The sequence below is a fragment of the Pantoea piersonii genome (assembly GCF_003612015.1).
GTDB classification, from domain to species: domain Bacteria; phylum Pseudomonadota; class Gammaproteobacteria; order Enterobacterales; family Enterobacteriaceae; genus Pantoea; species Pantoea piersonii.
Genome location: NZ_RARB01000003.1, coordinates 141661 through 160869, shown reverse-complemented (window position 1 = coordinate 160869; position 19209 = coordinate 141661). Strand labels below are relative to the sequence as shown.

Annotated in this window: 18 protein-coding genes; 14 read left to right on the top strand and 4 right to left on the bottom strand. The window is 60.0% G+C overall.

Going from position 1 to position 19209, the window contains the following annotated elements; genetic code table 11:
* Positions 1 to 109: 109 nt before the first annotated feature.
* The 8 genes from D7S44_RS10260 (at position 110) to D7S44_RS10225 (ending at position 10168) form a co-directional block, all read left to right on the top strand.
* Positions 110 to 688: a YecA/YgfB family protein gene (locus tag D7S44_RS10260; protein ID WP_120454524.1), complete on the top strand. Its 579-nt coding sequence runs from the start codon at positions 110 to 112 to the stop codon at positions 686 to 688.
* A gap of 50 nt (positions 689 to 738) precedes the next feature.
* Entirely contained in the window at positions 739 to 2061 is a 1323-nt protein-coding gene (pepP, locus tag D7S44_RS10255; RefSeq protein ID WP_120454522.1) for a Xaa-Pro aminopeptidase, read from the top strand.
* On the top strand, positions 2058 to 3236 hold the full coding sequence (ubiH, locus tag D7S44_RS10250) for a 2-octaprenyl-6-methoxyphenyl hydroxylase (protein WP_120454521.1): 1179 nt from the start codon (positions 2058 to 2060) through the stop codon (positions 3234 to 3236). The genes pepP and ubiH overlap by 4 nt, the downstream gene beginning before the upstream one ends.
* Positions 3237 to 3249: 13 nt before the next feature.
* Positions 3250 to 4452, top strand: coding sequence for an FAD-dependent 2-octaprenylphenol hydroxylase (gene ubiI, locus D7S44_RS10245; RefSeq protein ID WP_120454519.1), 1203 nt, complete (start codon positions 3250 to 3252; stop codon positions 4450 to 4452).
* Between the two features lie 442 nt (positions 4453 to 4894).
* Positions 4895 to 5989 (top strand): glycine cleavage system aminomethyltransferase GcvT, encoded by a 1095-nt coding sequence (gene gcvT / locus D7S44_RS10240; RefSeq protein WP_120454517.1) that lies wholly within the window; start codon positions 4895 to 4897, stop codon positions 5987 to 5989.
* A 22-nt stretch (positions 5990 to 6011) separates the two neighbouring features.
* Entirely contained in the window at positions 6012 to 6398 is a 387-nt protein-coding gene (gene gcvH / locus D7S44_RS10235; protein WP_120454515.1) for a glycine cleavage system protein GcvH, read from the top strand.
* An 83-nt stretch (positions 6399 to 6481) separates the two neighbouring features.
* On the top strand, positions 6482 to 9355 hold the full coding sequence (gene gcvP, locus D7S44_RS10230) for an aminomethyl-transferring glycine dehydrogenase (RefSeq protein WP_120454513.1): 2874 nt from the start codon (positions 6482 to 6484) through the stop codon (positions 9353 to 9355).
* A 60-nt stretch (positions 9356 to 9415) separates the two neighbouring features.
* Positions 9416 to 10168 (top strand): SDR family oxidoreductase, encoded by a 753-nt coding sequence (locus D7S44_RS10225; RefSeq protein ID WP_120454512.1) that lies wholly within the window; start codon positions 9416 to 9418, stop codon positions 10166 to 10168.
* 40 nt (positions 10169 to 10208) lie between these two features.
* Here D7S44_RS10225 and D7S44_RS10220 read toward each other — a convergent pair whose 3' ends face one another.
* Entirely contained in the window at positions 10209 to 11648 is a 1440-nt protein-coding gene (locus D7S44_RS10220) for a 6-phospho-beta-glucosidase (RefSeq protein WP_120454510.1), read from the bottom strand.
* Between the two features lie 113 nt (positions 11649 to 11761).
* A complete protein-coding gene (locus tag D7S44_RS10215; protein WP_120454508.1) occupies positions 11762 to 12481 on the bottom strand; it encodes a MurR/RpiR family transcriptional regulator in 720 nt (239 codons plus the stop codon).
* A gap of 178 nt (positions 12482 to 12659) precedes the next feature.
* Between D7S44_RS10215 and trhA the strand changes: the two genes are divergently transcribed.
* The gene (trhA, locus tag D7S44_RS10210) at positions 12660 to 13310 is read left to right on the top strand and encodes a PAQR family membrane homeostasis protein TrhA (RefSeq protein WP_218834529.1); all 651 of its coding nucleotides are present in this window, start codon (positions 12660 to 12662) and stop codon (positions 13308 to 13310) included.
* 45 nt (positions 13311 to 13355) lie between these two features.
* On the opposite strand, the gene ygfZ is transcribed toward trhA, so the two are convergent.
* Entirely contained in the window at positions 13356 to 14339 is a 984-nt protein-coding gene (gene ygfZ / locus D7S44_RS10205) for a tRNA-modifying protein YgfZ (protein ID WP_120454506.1), read from the bottom strand.
* A 218-nt stretch (positions 14340 to 14557) separates the two neighbouring features.
* Here ygfZ and sdhE point away from each other — a divergent pair, with 218 nt between their 5' ends.
* A complete protein-coding gene (gene sdhE / locus D7S44_RS10200) occupies positions 14558 to 14824 on the top strand; it encodes an FAD assembly factor SdhE (protein ID WP_120454504.1) in 267 nt (88 codons plus the stop codon).
* Positions 14799 to 15212 (top strand): protein YgfX, encoded by a 414-nt coding sequence (locus D7S44_RS10195; protein ID WP_120454502.1) that lies wholly within the window; start codon positions 14799 to 14801, stop codon positions 15210 to 15212. Before sdhE ends, D7S44_RS10195 begins: the two co-directional genes overlap by 26 nt.
* An 8-nt stretch (positions 15213 to 15220) precedes the next feature.
* Here the strand turns inward: D7S44_RS10195 and fldB are convergent, their stop codons facing one another.
* A complete protein-coding gene (fldB, locus tag D7S44_RS10190; RefSeq protein ID WP_120454500.1) occupies positions 15221 to 15739 on the bottom strand; it encodes a flavodoxin FldB in 519 nt (172 codons plus the stop codon).
* A gap of 102 nt (positions 15740 to 15841) precedes the next feature.
* Between fldB and xerD the strand changes: the two genes are divergently transcribed.
* From xerD to recJ, 3 genes are read left to right on the top strand one after another with little or no spacing between them, the layout of a single operon-like run.
* Positions 15842 to 16735 (top strand): site-specific tyrosine recombinase XerD, encoded by an 894-nt coding sequence (gene xerD, locus D7S44_RS10185; RefSeq protein ID WP_120454498.1) that lies wholly within the window; start codon positions 15842 to 15844, stop codon positions 16733 to 16735.
* Between the two features lie 21 nt (positions 16736 to 16756).
* Positions 16757 to 17467 (top strand): bifunctional protein-disulfide isomerase/oxidoreductase DsbC, encoded by a 711-nt coding sequence (gene dsbC, locus D7S44_RS10180; protein WP_120454496.1) that lies wholly within the window; start codon positions 16757 to 16759, stop codon positions 17465 to 17467.
* A gap of 6 nt (positions 17468 to 17473) precedes the next feature.
* On the top strand, positions 17474 to 19207 hold the full coding sequence (gene recJ / locus D7S44_RS10175) for a single-stranded-DNA-specific exonuclease RecJ (RefSeq protein WP_120455113.1): 1734 nt from the start codon (positions 17474 to 17476) through the stop codon (positions 19205 to 19207).
* Positions 19208 to 19209 lie beyond the last annotated feature (2 nt).

The window sequence follows — 19209 nt, the reverse complement described above, 5'->3', positions numbered from 1 at the left end:
GGGCAACTATATAGACCCGCGAAATAAGATACAACCCCTTTTCTGGAAACCTTGAGGCAGCTAGTGGTAGCATAACACGAACTTATTCTGCCAACGACGATGAATCCTTATGTCTTTACAGAACGCAACCCCCGATTACAACGCGCTGGCTTCGGCGCTCTCTCAACAAGGCGTGGGGATGACGCCAGCGGAAATGCATGGCCTGCTCAGCGGCATTCTGTGCGGTGGCAATCAGGATAACAGCTGGAGGACGCTCGTCCACGACCTTACCAATGAAGGTATGGCGTTTTCGCAGGGGCTGGCTTTGCCTCTTCAGGCGCTGCATGACAGCACCGCCAACACGCTGGAAGATGAAGGCTTCCTGTTTCAGCTGATGCTGCCGGACGACGAAGATATCACTGTCTTCGATCGCGCCGATGCGCTGGCGGGCTGGGTTAATCATTTCCTGCTCGGGCTGGGCGTTACGCAGCCGAAGCTGGATAAGGTCACCGGCGAAACCGGCGAAGCGATTGACGATCTGCGTACCATCGCCCAGCTTGGCTACGAAGAAGATGAAGACCAGGATGAGCTGGAGCAGTCGCTGGAAGAGGTGATTGAATATGTGCGCGTGGCAGCGCTGCTGTGCCATGACACCTTCAATCGTCCGCAACCTACCGCCCCCGAAGTGAAAAAACCGACGCTACACTAAGCCAGATATCACAGGGCGCGAACGCGCCCGTTTCTACAGGGAGTGCAAAGATGATTTCTCTGGATACTTTTCAGCAGCGTCGACAGGCGCTACTGGCGAAAATGGCGCCGGGCAGCGCCGCCTTGATATTTGCCGCGCCGGAAGTGACCCGCAGCAACGACAGCGAATATCCGTTCCGACAGAACAGCGACTTCTGGTATTTCACCGGCTTTAACGAGCCGCAGGCGCTGCTGGTGCTGATAAAAAGCGATGCGACCCACAACCACAGCGTGCTGTTTAACCGCGTGCGGGATCTCACGGCGGAAATCTGGTTTGGGCGTCGGCTGGGGCAGGATGCCGCGCCGGAAAAATTAGGCGTCGATCGCGCGCTGCCCTGGGATGATATCGGCCAGCAGCTGCATCTGCTGCTGAACGGGCTGGATGTGGTTTATCACGCGCAGGGCGAGTACGCTGAGGCGGATACGCTGGTGTTCGCCGCGCTGGAGAAGCTGCGCCGCGGCTTCCGACAGAACTTCAGCGCTCCGGCGACGCTGACCGACTGGCGTCCCTGGGTGCATGAAATGCGCCTGTTTAAAGGGCCGGAGGAGATCGACCTTCTGCGCCGCGCCGGAAAAATCAGCGCGCTGGCGCACATCCGCGCAATGGAAGCCTGTCGTCCCGGCCAGTTTGAATATCAGCTTGAAGGCGAAATTCATTACGTCTTTAACCGTCACGGCGCACGTTTTCCCGCTTATAACACCATTGTCGGATCGGGCGAAAACGGCTGCATTCTGCACTACACCGAAAATGAGAGCGAGCTGCGCGACGGCGACCTGGTGCTGATTGATGCAGGATGTGAATTCCACGGCTACGCCGGCGATATTACCCGCACCTTCCCGGTGAACGGCACCTTCTCCGCGCCGCAGCGCGCCATTTATGACATCGTGCTCGCGTCGCTTTACAAAGCGCTGGCGCTCTTCCGTCCCGGCGTCAGCATCCGCGAGGTCAACGAAGAGGTGGTGCGCATTATGGTCAGCGGGCTGGTGGAGCTGGGCATTCTGCAGGGCGACGTGGAGACGCTGATCGCTGAAGAGGCGCACCGCCAGTTCTTTATGCACGGGCTGAGCCACTGGCTGGGCCTGGACGTGCATGACGTTGGTCATTACGGCACCCCGTCGCGCGACCGCATGCTGGAGCCGGGCATGGTGCTGACCGTTGAGCCAGGGCTCTATATCGCGCCGGATGCCGACGTGCCTGCAGAGTATCGCGGCATCGGCGTTCGTATCGAAGATGACATTCTGATCACCGAAACGGGCAACGAGAATCTCACCGACAGCGTGGTAAAAGACGCGGATGCGATTGAGGCGCTGATGGCAGCGGCGCGCCAGGCATGACGGTTATTATCGCCGGAGGCGGCATGACCGGCGCGACGCTTGCGCTGGCTATTTCCCATCTGACCCAGGGGCAACTGCCGGTCACGCTGATTGAGAACAGCGCGCCCGACAGCCGCTCGCATCCGGGGTATGACAGCCGCGCTATTGCGCTGGCAGCCGGTACGCGTCAGCAGCTGGTGGATATCGATCTCTGGCGCAGCATCGAGAAGCACGCCACCGCCATCACAGATATTCACGTCTCCGATCGCGGGCATGCCGGTTTTGTCACGCTGGACGCCGAGGCGTATCAGATCCCCGCGCTCGGGTATGTGGTCGAACTTTTTGAAGTCGGCCAGAGGCTGTTTGACCGTCTGAAAAGCGCGCCAGGCGTTACTCTGCACTGCCCGGCGCGCGTCAGCAGCGCTCAGCGTCAGCAGGATAACGTACAGGTGACGCTGGAGAGCGGGGAGCGGCTCGACGGCGCGCTGCTGGTGGCCGCAGACGGCTCTCGCTCGCCGCTGGCCGCATCGTTCGGCATCCAGTGGCAGCGCGAGGATTATCACCAGCTGGCGGTTATCGCCAACGTCTCTACTCAGCTGCCGCATCAGGGACGCGCCTTTGAGCGCTTTACCGAACACGGTCCGCTGGCGCTGCTGCCGATGTCGGACAATCGTCTGTCGCTGGTGTGGTGCCATCCGCTGTCGGCGCGCGAGAAAGTAGAGAGCTGGAGCGACAGCGAATTTCTGGCGCAGCTGCAGCGCGCATTCGGCTGGCGGCTGGGGTGTTTTACCCATACCGGCCAGCGCGAAAGCTATCCGCTGGCGCTGCAGAGCGCCGGGCAGCAGGTTTCACATCGGCTGGCGCTGGTTGGCAATGCGGCGCAGACGCTGCATCCCATCGCCGGGCAGGGTTTCAACCTCGGGCTGCGCGACGTTATGTCGCTGGCGGAAACGCTGGCGGCCGCGCATCGTCAGCAGCAGGATGTGGGCAGCTATGACGTTCTGCAACGCTATCAACAGCGTCGCCAGCCCGATCGCGACGCGACTATCGGCATCACCGACGGGCTGGTGCGGCTGTTCGCCAATCGCTATGCGCCGCTGGTGGCGGGACGAAATCTGGGGCTGATGGCGATGGATCATCTGCCGTGGCTGCGTAATCAACTGGCTGAGCGCACGCTTGGCTGGGTTAAGCGTTAACTAAGGGGCACCGATGCAAAGTTTTGATGTGGTTATCGCCGGCGGCGGCATGGTAGGACTGACGGTCGCCTGCGGTTTGCAGGGCAGCGGGCTGCGCGTCGCCGTGCTGGAAAAAACGGCGGAGCCGCAGTTCGACGCCAGCGCTGCGCCGTCGATTCGCGTATCGGCCATCAACGCCGCCAGCGAGCGGCTGCTGCAGAAGCTGGATGTCTGGTCCGATATTCTGGCGCGGCGCGCCAGCGCTTATCACGGCATGGAAGTGTGGGATCGCGACAGCTTCGGCACCATCAGCTTTGATGACGAGCAGCAGGGGCTGACGCATCTGGGGCATATTATCGAAAACCCGGCGATTCACAGCGCCCTCTGGCAGCGCGCCAGCCGCTGCAGCGACGTTACGCTGATGGCACCTTCGCAGCTGCAGCAGGTGGCGTTCGGCGAAAATGAAGCCTTTATTACGCTGCAGGACGGCACGATGCTGACCGCGCGCCTGCTGATTGCCGCAGATGGCGCTAACTCCTGGCTGCGTAACAAAGCGGATATTCCCTTAACCTTCTGGGATTACGATCACCACGCGCTGGTGGCGAATATTCGTACCGATCTGCCGCATGACGCGGTGGCGCGCCAGGTGTTTCACGGCGACGGCATTCTGGCGTTTCTGCCGATGCAGGATCCGCACCTCAGCTCAATCGTCTGGTCGCTGTCGCCGCAGGAGGCGAGTCGGCTGGAGAGCATGCCGCAGGCGCTGTTTAACCAGCAGCTCGCGGTGGCGTTCGATATGCGCCTCGGCCTGTGTCACCTGCAGAGCGAACGCAAATCTTTCCCGCTGATGGCGCGCTACGCCCGCAATTTTGCGGCGCACCGTCTGGCGCTGGTCGGCGACGCCGCGCATACCATACATCCGCTGGCGGGGCAGGGCGTGAATCTCGGCTTTATGGACGCGGCGGAGCTGATCGGCGAAATCCGCCGCCTGCATCAGCAGGGCAAAGATATCGGTCAGCACCTCTATCTGCGCCGCTATGAGCGCAGCCGCAAGCACAGCGCGGCGCTGATGCTGGCGGGCATGCAGGGGTTCCGCGAGCTTTTCGCCGGCACCCATCCGGCGAAAAAGCTGCTGCGCGATCTGGGGCTGAAGCTGGCGGATACGCTGCCAGGCGTCAAGCCGGTTATGCTGCGTCAGGCGATGGGGCTGCACGATATGCCCGCCTGGCTGCGTTAGCGTCGGTCGTTTCCGTTATGAGCCAGCCTTGCGCTGGCTTTTTTACGCCTGCCGTTCAGGGATGCACCAAAAAAGAGCGGCGCTGCACCTGTAGCGTGCCTCGTTTGATTTATTCTAATTTCACCCCCGTGTTCGCATTAGTTTTATTTATTCCTGAGCGCGGGCTTTAAAGCGCGTTGTTAACATTCTGCGCGACACAGCTGATTATCTTGCTATCTCGCACGGCGTTTCGCTTCTTTCCTGCGAGGAAAATCACAAAACCACAGTTAATTATGCTGCTGGCTTTGCGTGCCCCTTTAAAGACATGCTTCAATTCGCCCCTGTACAGCTTATGGTTAAATCGTCTTTTCAATGATAACGTCAGGGAAAAGAGAACGTTTGCGCCGGGCGATTTGCAGGCTGACGCCCGCCCGAAACTTACCCGCTTCGCGACAGGATGGTTATGACTCAGCAAACCCCGTTATTTGAACAGCATCAGGCCTGCGGCGCCCGCATGGTCGACTTCCACGGCTGGATGATGCCGCTGCATTACGGCTCGCAGATGGACGAGCATCATGCCGTACGTCAGGACGCCGGTATGTTCGACGTTTCGCATATGACTATCGTCGATCTGCACGGCGCGCAGACGCGCGACTTCCTGCGCCATCTGCTGGCGAACGATGTCGCCAGGCTGACGCAGCCCGGCAAAGCGCTTTATACCGGCATGCTGAATGCCTCCGGTGGCGTCATTGATGATTTGATTGTTTACTTTATGACCGAAGACTTTTTCCGTCTCGTCGTTAACTCGGCGACGCGAGAAAAAGATCTGGCGTGGATCGGCAAACATGCCCAGGCCTATGGCGTCGCGCTGACGGAGCGCGATGACCTGGCGCTTATCGCCGTGCAGGGCCCGCAGGCGCAGCAGAAAGCGCAGACCCTGTTCAGCGCGGAGCAGCGCGAAGCGGTAACCGGCATGAAACCCTTTTTCGGCGTACAGTCGGGTGAGCTCTTTATCGCCACGACCGGCTATACCGGCGAAGCGGGCTATGAAATTGCACTGCCCGCGACCATGGCGGCGGATTTCTGGCAGCGTCTGCTTGCGGCGGGTGTTAAGCCCGCAGGGCTGGGCGCGCGCGACACGCTGCGTCTGGAAGCGGGCATGAACCTCTACGGGCAGGAGATGGACGAAGGCGTTTCGCCGCTGGCGGCCAATATGGGCTGGACGATTTGCTGGGAGCCTGCCGATCGCGACTTTATCGGACGCGAGGCGCTGGAGATGCAGCGCGAAAAGGGCACAGAAAAACTGGTTGGCCTGATCATGACGGAAAAAGGGGTGCTGCGTAGCGGTCAGCCGGTACGCTTCACTGACGCGCAGGGGCAATCGCAGCAGGGCGTTATCACCAGCGGCTCCTTCTCGCCGACGCTCGGCTACAGTATTGCGCTGGCGCGCGTGCCGGCAGGTATCGGCGAGCACGCTATCGTTGAGATCCGTCAGCGCGAGATGCCGGTAAAAGTAACCAAACCTGTTTTTGTACGCGGCGGCAAGCCGGTTCAGTAATCTATTTTCAGGAGAAAGGGCGATGAGCAATGTGCCAAATGAATTGAAGTACCGCGACAGTCATGAGTGGGTGCGTAAAGAAGCGGACGGCACCTTTACCGTCGGCATTACCGAGCACGCTCAGGAGCTGTTAGGCGATATGGTCTTTGTCGATCTGCCAGAGGTCGGCAACACCTACTCCGCTGGGGACGAGTGCGCCGTCGCGGAGTCAGTCAAAGCCGCGTCCGATATTTATGCGCCCATTAGCGGCGAAATCGTGGCCGTAAACGACGAGCTGGGCGATGCGCCGGAGCTGGTCAACAGCGAGCCCTATGCAGCCGGTTGGCTGTTCAGAATCAAACCCAGCGACGAATCTGAACTCGATTCGCTGCTGGATGCGGACGCCTATAAAGCCTCCATCGACGAATAAGCAACACGGCGGCCAGCCCGCTCTGGCCGCTTTTAACGACCTTGCTTTCTCTGTATTCCAGCCCGATTCAGGATTGACTGCTAATGACCCAGACTTTGAGCCAGCTCGAACACAACGGCGCCTTCATTGAACGCCATATCGGTCCCTCGCCGGAACAACAGGCTTTGATGCTGGAGGCGATCGGCGCCAGCTCGCTGGACGCGCTAATCGGCGCGATTGTGCCTGCCGACATTCAGCTGCCCGGTCCACCCGCCGTCGGCGACGCGGCGACCGAGCAGCAGGCGCTGGCCGAGCTTAAGGCGATCGCCGGTCAGAATCAGCGCTACAAATCCTGGATCGGCATGGGTTACAGCGCGGTCGTGACGCCGCCGGTGATCCTGCGCAATATGCTGGAAAATCCGGGCTGGTACACCGCCTATACTCCTTACCAGCCAGAAGTGTCGCAGGGCCGACTTGAAGCGCTGCTTAACTTTCAACAGGTGACGCTCGATCTTACCGGTCTGGATGTCGCCTCCGCTTCGCTGCTCGATGAAGCCACGGCGGCGGCAGAAGCGATGGCGATGGCGAAGCGCGTCAGCAAACTTAAAAACGCCGGTAAATTCTTTATCGCGGAAGATATCCATCCACAGACGCTCGACGTGGTGCGCACCCGCGCGGAGACCTTCGGCTTCGAGCTGATTATCGACCGCGCCGAGAAAGCGCTGGAGCATGACCAGCTGTTCGGCGTGCTGCTGCAACAGGTCGGCACCACCGGCGAAGCGCACGACTACAGCGCGCTGATCGCCGAGCTCAAAAGCCGCAAAATCATCGTCAGCGTCGCGTCGGACTTTATGGCACTGGTGATGCTGGAAGCGCCGGGCAAGCAGGGCGCGGACATTGTCTTCGGATCGGCGCAGCGTTTCGGCGTGCCGATGGGCTACGGTGGCCCGCACGCCGCCTTCTTCGCCAGCCGCGACGAGCACAAGCGCTCGATGCCGGGACGCATCATCGGCGTCTCGCGCGACGCCGCAGGCAATACCGCGCTGCGCATGGCGATGCAGACGCGCGAACAGCATATCCGTCGTGAAAAAGCGAACTCTAACATCTGTACCTCTCAGGTACTGCTCGCCAATATCGCCGGCCTGTACGCGGTTTATCACGGTCCGAAAGGGCTGAAGCGCATCGCTTCCCGCATCCATCGCCTGACGACTATTCTGGCGACCGGACTGCAAAACGGCGGGCTGAAGCTGCGCCACAACAGCTGGTTCGATACCCTGACGGTCGAGGTGGAAGACAAAGGCGCGGTGCTGAACCGCGCGCAGAGCTTCGGCGTCAACCTGCGCAGCGATATTCATCACGCGGTCGGCATTACGCTGGACGAAACCACGCGCCGCGAGGATGTGCTGGCGCTGTTCGCTATCCTGCTGGGCGACGAGCACGGTCAGGATATCGACAAGCTGGACGCCGCCGTTGCGGCTGACAGCCAGGCGATCCCCGCCGCGCAGCTGCGCCAGAGCGAAATCCTGACCCATCCGGTCTTCAACCGCTATCACAGCGAAACCGAGATGATGCGCTATATGCACAGCCTGGAGAAAAAGGATCTGGCGCTGAATCAGGCGATGATCCCGCTTGGCTCCTGCACCATGAAGCTTAACGCCGCCGCCGAGATGATCCCCATCACCTGGCCGGAATTCGCTGAACTGCATCCGTTCTGCCCGGCAGAACAGGCCTCTGGCTATCTGCAGATGATCGGCCAGCTGTCGCAGTGGCTGGTTCAGCTTACCGGCTATGACGCGCTCTGCATGCAGCCGAACTCCGGTGCCCAGGGCGAATATGCCGGGCTGCTGGCTATTCGTCGCTATCACGAAAGCCGTAATGAAGGCGCGCGCAATCTCTGCCTGATCCCGAGCTCTGCGCACGGCACCAACCCAGCCTCGGCGCAGATGGCGGGAATGGAAGTGGTGGTGGTGGCCTGCGACAAGCAGGGCAATATCGATCTCGGCGACCTGCGTGAAAAAGCGGCGCAGGCAGGCGAGCATCTCTCCTGCATTATGGTGACCTATCCTTCGACGCACGGCGTCTATGAAGAGACGATCCGCGAAGTGTGCCAGATCGTGCATCAGCACGGTGGGCAGGTTTATCTCGACGGTGCCAATATGAATGCGCAGGTGGGCATTACCACGCCAGGCTATATCGGCGCGGACGTGTCGCACCTGAATCTGCATAAAACCTTCTGTATTCCGCACGGCGGCGGTGGCCCCGGCATGGGACCGATCGGCGTGAAAGCGCATCTGGCACCGTTCGTGCCGGGCCACAGCGTAGTGCAGATCGACGGCGTACTGACGCAGCAGGGCGCGGTGTCAGCGGCGCCGTTCGGCAGCGCCTCTATTCTGCCGATTAGCTGGATGTATATCCGCATGATGGGCGCGGAGGGACTGAAGCGCGCCAGCCAGGTCGCTATTCTTAACGCCAACTATATCGCCAGCCGCCTGCAGTCGGCCTACCCGATCCTGTACGCCGGGCGCGACGGTCGCGTGGCGCACGAATGTATTCTCGACATTCGTCCGCTGAAAGAGCAGACCGGCATCAGCGAGCTGGATATCGCCAAGCGATTAATCGACTACGGTTTCCACGCGCCGACAATGTCGTTCCCGGTCGCCGGCACCCTGATGGTGGAGCCGACCGAGTCCGAGAGCAAAACGGAACTGGATCGCTTTATCGATGCGATGCTCTCTATCCGGATGGAGATCGATCGCGTAGCGGACGGCGAATGGCCTGCTGAGGATAATCCGCTGGTTAACGCGCCGCACACGCAGGTCGAACTGGCAGGCGAGTGGAATCATCCCTACAGCCGTGAGCTGGCGGTCTTCCCGGCAGGCAGCGACAATAAATACTGGCCGACGGTGAAGCGTCTCGACGACGTGTTCGGCGATCGCAACCTGTTCTGTTCCTGCGTGCCGATGAGCGACTATCAGTAAGCGTCACGCAAAACATAGACAACAAGGGCCGCTTATCCGGCCCTTTTTTGTGGAGAAAATATGACACTGGCTCTGGTTACCGGCGCAAGCCGGGGGATTGGCCGCGCGACGGCGCTGAAGCTGGCGCAGCAGGGCTATCGCGTGGCGGTTAACTATCGTCAGCGTGCAGAAGAGGCGCAACAGGTGGTGGCAGAGATCCGCGAGCAGGGCGGCGAAGCCTTTGCCGTTCAGGCGGATATTGCCGATGAGGCGCAGGTCGTGGCGCTGTTTCAGCGACTGGATGAGGAAGCGATGCCGCTCGGCGTGCTGGTCAACAATGCGGGTATCCTCTTTACGCAGTGCCGCGTTGAGGATCTCAGCGCTGAACGGCTGCAGCGCGTTTTCGCCACCAACGTCACTGGCGCTTTTCTCTGCTGCCGCGAAGCGGTAAAGCGTATGGGCACGCATCACGGCGGCCAGGGTGGGACGATTATTAACGTCTCCTCAGCCGCGTCGCGTCTTGGCGCGCCGGGAGAATATGTTGATTATGCGGCGTCGAAAGGGGCGATGGATACGCTGACGCGCGGATTATCGCTGGAGGTGGCGGCACAGGGCATTCGCGTTAATGGCGTGCGGCCGGGCTTTATCTATACCGAGATGCATGCGGACGGCGGCGAGCCGGGACGCGTCGATCGCGTGGCGGGTATGGCAGGGGTGATCCCGATGGGGCGCGGCGGAGAGGCGGAAGAGATTGCCGAAGCGATTGCCTGGCTGGCGAGCGAGGCGGCCTCTTATATCACCGGCACCTTTATCGACGCCGCGGGCGGCCGCTAAAAAGTCGGGCCACGTCTGTTGCGGCGCGGCCCGATGAGACTCAGATCGTTTCGCCGTTGCTGGCGATAACCTGCTGATACCAGCCGAAGCTCTTTTTACGCGAGCGGGCAAAGTCGCCGCTGCCGTCGTCGTTTTTGTTGACGTGGATAAAGCCGTAGCGCTTGTTGTACTGGCCGGTGGTGAAAGAGACGCAATCGATGCAGCCCCAGGGCGTATAGCCCATCAGCGCGACGCCGTCGTGCACCACCGCTTTTTTCATCTCGGCGATATGCGCGCGCAGGTAGTCGATACGGTAGTCATCTTCAATCACGCCGTTCTCATTCGGCTGGTCGATTGCGCCAAAGCCGTTCTCCACGATAAACAGCGGCTTCTGGTAACGCTCGTAAAGCACGTTCAGCGCATAGCGCAGCCCGGCCGGATCGATCTGCCAGCCCCAGTCGGAGGCACCGACATGCGGGTTTTTCACTACGCCTTCAAAGCCGGTAATGGGATCCTCCACGCCGCTGGCGTCATGTTTTACCGCATTGCTCATGTAGTAGCTGAAGCCAACATAGTCGGCGCAGCCGTTGCGTAGCGTCTCGGCGTCATCCGCCTCCATCTGAATCTGGTAGCCTTTGCGCGCCCACTCTTTTAGCGTATAGGCCGGATAAGCGCCGCGCATCTGCACGTCGCTGAAGACATAGCGCTGATGCATCGCTTCCTGCGCCAGCATCACGTCGTCCGGATGGCAGGAGTAAGGGTAAATCGGCACCATGGCGATCATGCAGCCGATCTGAAAATCGGGATTGATGGCGTGACCCAGGTTGACCACTTTTGCGCTGGCGACAAACTGATGATGCATCACCTGATACATCACCTCTTCCGGCTTTTCATGCTCGGTGAAGACCACGCCGGAACAGCAGTAGCCAAACAGCGGATACTGCCAGTTGCGCTGATTGTTGATTTCGTTGAAGGTCATCCAGTACTTCACCTTGTGCTGATAGCGACGCATAACTACTTCACTAAAGCGCACAAAGAAATCTACCACCTGACGGCTGCGCCAGCCGCCATACTGTTTCACCAGGTGATAGGGCATTTCAAAGTGGGAGAGGGTGATAACCGGCTCGATGCCATATTTCAGCAGTTCGTCGAACAGGTCGTCGTAAAACTGCAGGCCCGCTTCGTTCGGTTCCTGCTCGTCGCCGTCAGGGAAGATACGCGTCCAGGCGATGGAGGTACGGAAACACTTAAAGCCCATCTCGGCAAACAGCGCCACATCCTCTTTATAGCGGGAATAAAACTCCACGCCCTGATGATTAGGGTAAAAGTTGCCTGGCTGCACGCCGTCGGTAATAACGCGGCTGACGCCATGCGCGCCGCCGGTCAGCACGTCGGCAATGCTGACGCCTTTGCCGCCTTGATCCCAGCCGCCCTCGACCTGATGCGCCGCCACCGCGCCGCCCCATAAGAAGTGTTGCGGAAAGCCTGATTCGTTATGCATACGTCCCTCTCAGCGAAATAAATCTTGCCGCGAGTGTAGCAAAGCAAAAAGGGAAGTCACGATATAACACCGGCGCGCCAGGGTAATATGTTACGCCCGTAAAACAGCCTGTTTTATTTAATCAGCAGCCGACCGATAGCTTCAAGAATATACATAACCGGCACCTGGGTAGTGATGTCGTAATTATCGCTCAGGCGGATCACCGGGACATGATAAGCCAGGGCGAAATCGCTCATTTTCGCCAGTGAGCTGCTCTCGGAATGGGTAATGGCAAGGGTCTGGCAGCGACGCAGACTGAACTGGCTGGCGAGGCGCAATATTTCCGGCGTCTCGCCAGAGACAGAGAGCAATATCGCCAGCGTATTTTCATCTACGCTGCCGCTGACCGGATAATAGGGATCGTCGATATAGTGGCTGAATTTCCCTACGTTAGAGAAAAAGCGCGCACCATATTTAGCCAGGCTGCCCGAGGTGCCCGCGCCAATAAAGAAAAGCTGGTCAGCCTGATTAATCATCCTGGCGGCGCGGGATATCAGCTCGCTGAATTCGTCGTTATTAATGCTTTTGAAAAAGCTCAGCATTTCGCTGACGCCAACGTTCGCCTGTACCGGCTGCGTCTGCTGCTGCGCCAGGCGAAAACGGATGCGGAATTCCGACCAGCCGTCGCACCGCATCTTGCGGCAGAAGCGCAGCACGGTGGTGGTAGAGACGCCCGCTCGCTCCGCCAGCTCACGGATGGTCATATAACTGACGCTTTCCGGGTGTTTAATGATGTCGTGATAAACCTGCATCTCCAGGTCATTCAGGCTGGCAAGATCGTGATGAGAGAACATCTGCGGGCGCGCTCATTAAAAATGGATCTGCAGGCAGTGTACCAGATTTGCGCAGCGCACAGGCTGTAACAGGCATTCACAGATTAATTTTAGCGTACAATTGTACTCTCAAAATGTTCCCGGTTATGCTGGTGGTTATAAAATCCTCACTCAACCCGACATTCAGGATCGCGCCATTATGAAAAATCGGTTAGTCGCTCAGGGCTATTCACTCGCTGAGGAGATCGCCAACAGCATCAGCCATGGTTTCGGCTGCCTGTTCGGCATTGTCGGACTGGTGCTGCTGCTGGTGCAGGCGGTTGAAATGGGTGCCAGCGCCACCGCCATCACCAGCTATAGCCTGTACGGCGGCAGCATGATTCTGCTGTTCCTGGCTTCTACGCTTTATCACGCCATTCCTCATCACGGGGCCAAGCGCTGGCTGAAAAAGCTCGACCACTGCGCCATCTATCTGCTGATCGCCGGCACCTATACGCCTTTCTTGCTGGTAGGGCTGAAGTCGCCGCTGGCGCATGGGATGATGGTGGTGATCTGGGGTCTGGCGCTGGCGGGGATTATTTTTAAGCTCACCATTGCGCACCGCTTCAAGGCGCTGTCGCTGGTGACCTATCTCTGTATGGGATGGCTGTCGCTGGTTGTGATTTATCAGCTGACGCTGAAGCTATCGCCAGGAGGCATCTGGCTGCTGGCGGCGGGCGGCATTATCTATTCGCTCGGCGTTATTTTCTATGTGGCGCGACGCATACCCTATAACCACGCCATCTGGCACGCCTTTGTGCTGGGCGGCAGCGCCTGTCATTTCTGCGCCATCTATTTTTATGTTATGTAAACCGCAACCTCCCTCCCATAAGGAGAGGGAGGTTGCAGCCAGACGTTACTCTTCCAGCGAATAGGGCAGCGGCTGAATCAGCAGACGGCCGCCCTCATCACCTTCCACGCGCAGCACGCTTTCCGGCTCCAGATCGTTGTTCATCACCACCTGAACCCACACGTCGCCATCCTCAAGCTGAACGGCGGCAAGCACGGTGCCGGTACGACGCCAGCGCTCGCCCATTTGCAGCTCCAGCGAATCATTCGCTGCGGGAACCCGGCTCGCCTGGCCCGCCAGCCAGTAAAGCGCGCGCTTGTTAGCGCCGCGGAATTTGGCGCGCGCCACCATCTCCTGCCCGGTATAGCAGCCTTTTTTAAAGCTGATGGCGTCGAGCGCCTGCATATTGGTGGCCTGCGGGATCAGCTGCGCGGAGGTCGCCGGGTCGATCACCGGTATGCCCGCCTCGATATCAAGCGCCAGCCACTGCGTGCTGTCGTTCAGCTGCGCGTCGTCAGCCAGCTTCTGCTGCAGCACCTGCGCCTGCTCGTCTGTGGTCACAATCAGGAAGCGCTCGGCGGGCGTGGCGAACCACAGCAGCGTGGTGTCCGCCTGCTGCACCACTGGCGTCTCGCTGTCCGGCAGGGTATCGAACAGGCTGGCCAGCGCCGCGCGCGCCTGGAAGCCCGCTACGCCAAGCAGCACCGCTTCATCGTCCGGTAGCAGCGTCACTTTAGAGAACACCGCATATTTTTTCAGTTCGGCCAGCTGCGTGTCGCGCAGCTCGCGACGCACCAGGTAGGCGTAGCCTTCACCGCGATGGAACAGACGCAGGTTACTCCACATTTTGCCTTTCGCGTCGCAGTGCGCCGCCGGACGGTGCTGATCCGCCCCCATCGCGGCGACGTCCAGCGTAAGCTGGCCTTGCAGATAAGAGGTGCTGTCGGCACCCTGCACCGCTACCAGCGCCCAGGCCTCCAGCGACATCAGGGTTAACGGCAGACGAGAGGCGGCCACGGGCTGGCGCGGCGGTAAGCTGAAAATAGGCATTGGCTGTCCTGATTAAAAAGGTTAATCCTGAACTCAATGTTAAAAGAGCGTACTGGCTTTGCAACAGGTTTACGGAATCGGGCGCACAAATCGCGAGTCGGCGCGGTAACGACAGGCATGCGCGCGCGGCGCGTCGCACAGCATCGCAACGGGCGCCTGCAGGCGCAATAAAACCAGGTTACACTAGCCGCACTGTCTGAACTGCGGAAATAACTCACATGGACATTCATGACAAATCACGCATTCACTGGGCCTGCCGTCGCGGCATGCTGGAGCTGGATGTGGCTATTATGCCTTTCTTCAAATATGAATATGACACGCTTAGCGATACCGACAAAAAGGCTTTTGTCGCGCTGCTGAAGAGCGACGATCCCGATCTCTTCAACTGGATGATGGATCACGGCGAACCGGCCGATCCCGAGCTGAAGCGCATTATCCGGCTGATCCAACAGCGCAACCGTGAACGCGGCCCCGTGGCAATGTAAGCTGCGGCCGTCGCGGCAGGCGCGCGTGCTGCATGGCGCGCTTGCGACAGGCGCGCTGCTTACGGTAGCGGGCGCGCCGTTGCCCGCGCTTTTCTGGCTGATAAAAATCCCGATCTTGCTGCTGATGATGCGCGAAAGCCTGCAGCAGCAGCGACGCCTGGCGCAGCGGCGGGGACTGTTACAGCATAAAAGTGACGACAGCTGGCGCTGGCAGGGCGCGCGCTGGCGCATCGTCGGGCCGATCCGCTGGCTGCCTGGCGCAGCGCTGCTGGTGTTGCGCAGTGAAAAAGGACGCCTGTACAGGCTGTGGCTGATGCAGGATATGATGCCGCCCGCCCGGTGGCGTCAGTTCCGCGCCCGTTTGCTCTGCCGCGCGGAAAAGGGGTAGGCCGACCGCTACAGCAGCGCGGCGGTTTCGGTCAGGATCTGCTCGCACCACTGTTCGATGCGTTCATCGGTCACGTCGAACTGATTAACATCGTCCAGCGCCAGGCCAACGAACTGCTTGCCATCGGCGCTAAGCGGCTTCGGACTGGTAAATTCATAGCCTTCCAGCGGCCAGTAACCAACAAACGTCACCCCCATCGGCAGCAGCAGCTCATGCAGCATACCCATTGCGTCCAGAAACCATTCACCATAGCCAAGCTGGTCGCCCATGCCGTAGAGCGCGACGATTTTACCCCGCAGATTGAGCGTCGGCAGCTGCGGCCAGATCGCTTCCCAGTCCTCCTGCAGCTCGCCGAAATCCCAGGTAGGGATGCCTAAAATCAGTAAATCGTACTGCTCCATCAGCAGCGGATCGTCATCTTTCACGTTGTGCAGTGTGACCAGCTCAGCCCCGATAAAGTCGCGGATTTTCTCTGCGGCCATTTCGGTATAGCAGGTACTTGAGCCGTAAAAAAGACCAATTTTCATGCAGATAATGCTCTGAGTAAGTCTGACTTTGGCGCAATTGTATCAGAAGCAGGGCGGATTCAGGCATAATGAGCATGATTTTACCTCAAGGGCGGGGATACCGTGCAAGACAGCGACCTGACAGAACAGTTTCTGGATGCGCTCTGGATTGAACGCAATCTGGCGCAAAATACCTTGTCCTCTTACCGCCAGGACTTAAAGACGCTGACCGACTGGCTGACGCATCACGGTCTGACGCTGTTGACGCTGCAGACGGCGGATTTGCAGCAGTTTCTCGCCGAGCGGCTGGAAGGCGGTTATAAAGCCAGCAGTTCGGCGCGGCTGCTCAGCGCCATGCGCCGCATCTTTCAGTATCTCTACCGCGAAAAGCTACGCAGCGACGATCCCAGCACGCTGCTCTCTGCGCCGAAGCTGCCGCAGCGGCTGCCGAAAGATCTTAGCGAAGCGCAGGTCGAGCGGCTGCTGCAGGCGCCCAGCACCGAGATTCCGCTGGAGCTGCGCGACAAGGCGATGCTGGAGCTGCTCTACGCGACGGGGCTGCGCGTCTCGGAACTGGTCGGGTTGACCCTGAGCGACGTCAGTCTGCGTCAGGGCGTGGTGCGCGTGATCGGGAAAGGCAATAAAGAGCGTCTTGTGCCGCTGGGTGAAGAGGCCGTTTACTGGCTGGAACACTACCTTGAACATGGCCGTCCCTGGCTGCTTAACGGACAGACGCTGGACGTCATGTTTCCCAGCAGCCGCGCGCAGCAGATGACGCGACAGACATTCTGGCACCGCATCAAGCACTACGCTGTGCTGGCGGGCATCGACAGCGAAAAACTGTCGCCGCACGTGCTGCGCCACGCCTTCGCCACCCATTTGTTGAACCACGGCGCCGACCTGCGTGTCGTACAGATGTTGCTGGGACACAGCGACCTCTCTACCACGCAAATTTATACGCATGTCGCTACCGAGCGGCTGCGTCAGTTGCATCAACAGCATCATCCGCGCGCCTGACGCGGACATTAAGGAAAGAAGATGAAGAAATTTCTCCTGCTGGCTCTGTTGGCTGGCGCCTTCAGCAGCGTAGCTCAGGCCGATGACGGCGCGATCCTGCAGTCCCTGAAAAAGCTGGGCCTGAAGCAGACAGAAATCGCGCCATCGCCGCTGCCGGGTTTTAAAACCGTGCTGACGGAAAGCGGTGTGATTTACGTTACCGAAGATGGCAAACATATGATTCAGGGCCCGCTCTACGACGTCAGCGGCGCGCAGCCGGTCAACGTCACCAATCAGCTGCTCGACAAAAAGGTCGAGGCGCTGGCGCCGCAGATGATCGTCTATAAAGCGGCGAAAGAGCAGCACGTCATTACCGTTTTTACCGATATCACCTGCGGCTACTGCCGCAAGCTGCATGAGCAAATGGCCGATTACAATGCGCTGGGCATCACGGTGCGCTACCTCGCTTTCCCACGCGAAGGGCTGCACGGCCAGATAGAAAACGCCATGAAGGCGATCTGGTGCGCGGCCGATCGCAACAAAGCCTTTGATGAAGCGATGAAGGGCAACGCGCCGCAGATGAGCGCGCCGGACAGCTGTAAGATCGATCTCGATCAGCACTACAAGCTGGGCATTCTTTACGGCATCCAGGGCACGCCGGCGATCCTGACCGACTCCGGCATGATGATCCCGGGTTATCAGGGGCCGCAGGAGCTGAAGCAGGTGTTGGATCAGCAGAAGCGCGGTGGCTAATTGGCAGTGATTAAATCAGTAGAACTGCGGCGGCGTGAAGTGAGCGTTGAGGATCAACTCCCGACGGATCTTCCGCCGCTGCTTAAACGGCTTTATCTGCAGCGCGGCGTGCGCAGCCCGGCTGAGCTGGAGCGCGGTGCGAAGCATCTGCTGCCTTTCACCACCCTGAACGGGCTGGATGAGGCGGTTGAGCTGCTGCACCAGGCGCTGCTCGACGGGCGGCGCATTATGGTCGTGGGCGATTTCGACGCCGACGGCGCGACCAGCACTGCGCTGACGGTGCTGGCGCTGCGCAGTATGGGCGGCCATAACGTGCAGTATCTGGTGCCTAACCGCTTCGATGACGGCTACGGCCTGAGCCCGGAAGTGGTGGAGCAGGCGCGCGCACGCGGCGCGCAGCTGATCCTGACGGTGGATAACGGCATCTCTTCCCACAGCGGCGTCGCCTGCGCGCATCAGCACGGCATTCCGGTGCTGATCACCGATCACCATCTGCCGGGCGAAACCCTGCCTGAGGCGGAGGCGATTGTTAACCCCAATCTGCACGACTGCGCCTTTCCGTCGCGCGCGCTGGCGGGGGTCGGCGTCGCGTTTTACCTGATGATGGCGCTGCGCGCGCATCTGCGTAAGCTGGGCTGGTTTGGCGCAACGCGCGCCGAGCCGAACCTGGCGGAGCTGCTGGATCTGGTCGCGCTCGGCACCGTGGCCGATGTGGTGCCGCTCGACGTCAATAACCGTATTCTGGTGTGGCAGGGGCTGAGCCGCATTCGCGCCGGAAAGTGCCGTCCGGGCATACGCGCGCTGCTGGAGATCGCCAACCGCGACGCGCGCCAGCTGGTGGCGAGCGACCTCGGCTTCGCCCTTGGCCCGCGCCTGAATGCGGCGGGGCGGCTCGATGATATGTCGGTCGGCGTGGCGCTGCTGCTTACCGACGACATTACGCAGGCGCGTATGCTGGCCAGCGAGCTGGATGCACTCAACCAGACGCGCAAAGAGATTGAACAGGGTATGCAGAGCGAGGCGCTGGCGCTGTGTCAGGCGCTGGAGCGTCAGCAGACCGACCTGCCGCTGGGACTGGCTTTTTACCATCCTGAATGGCATCAGGGCGTGGTCGGCATTCTTGCCTCGCGGCTGAAAGAGCGTTTTTATCGTCCGGTTATCGCTTTTGCCCCGGCGGGCGACGGCACGCTAAAAGGCTCTGGACGGTCGATTCCCGGCCTGCACCTGCGTGACGCGCTGGAGCGGCTCGATACGCTCTATCCCGGCATGATGCTGAAGTTTGGCGGTCACGCCATGGCGGCGGGGCTGTCGCTGGAGGAGACGCAGTTCGAGGCGTTCCGTCAGCGTTTCGCCGAGCTGCTGGGAGAGTGGCTGAGCGAAGAGACGCTGCAGAGCGTTATCTGGTCAGACGGCGCGCTGCAGCCGGGCGAGTTCAGCATACAGACCGCCGAGCTGCTGCGCGAAGCGGGCCCCTGGGGACAGGCGTTTCCTGAGCCCGCCTTCGACGGCAAATTCAAACTGCTGCAGCAGCGGCTGGTAGGCGAACGCCATCTGAAAGTGATGCTGGAGCCGCTCGGCGGCGGCCCGCTGATTGACGGCATCGCTTTTAACGTCGACACCACGCTGTGGCCTGACAGCAGCGTGCGTCAGGTGGAGCTGGCCTTTAAGCTCGATATCAATGAATACCGCGGCAATCGCTCGGTACAGCTGATTATCGATCATCTCTGGCCGCTGAATTAATC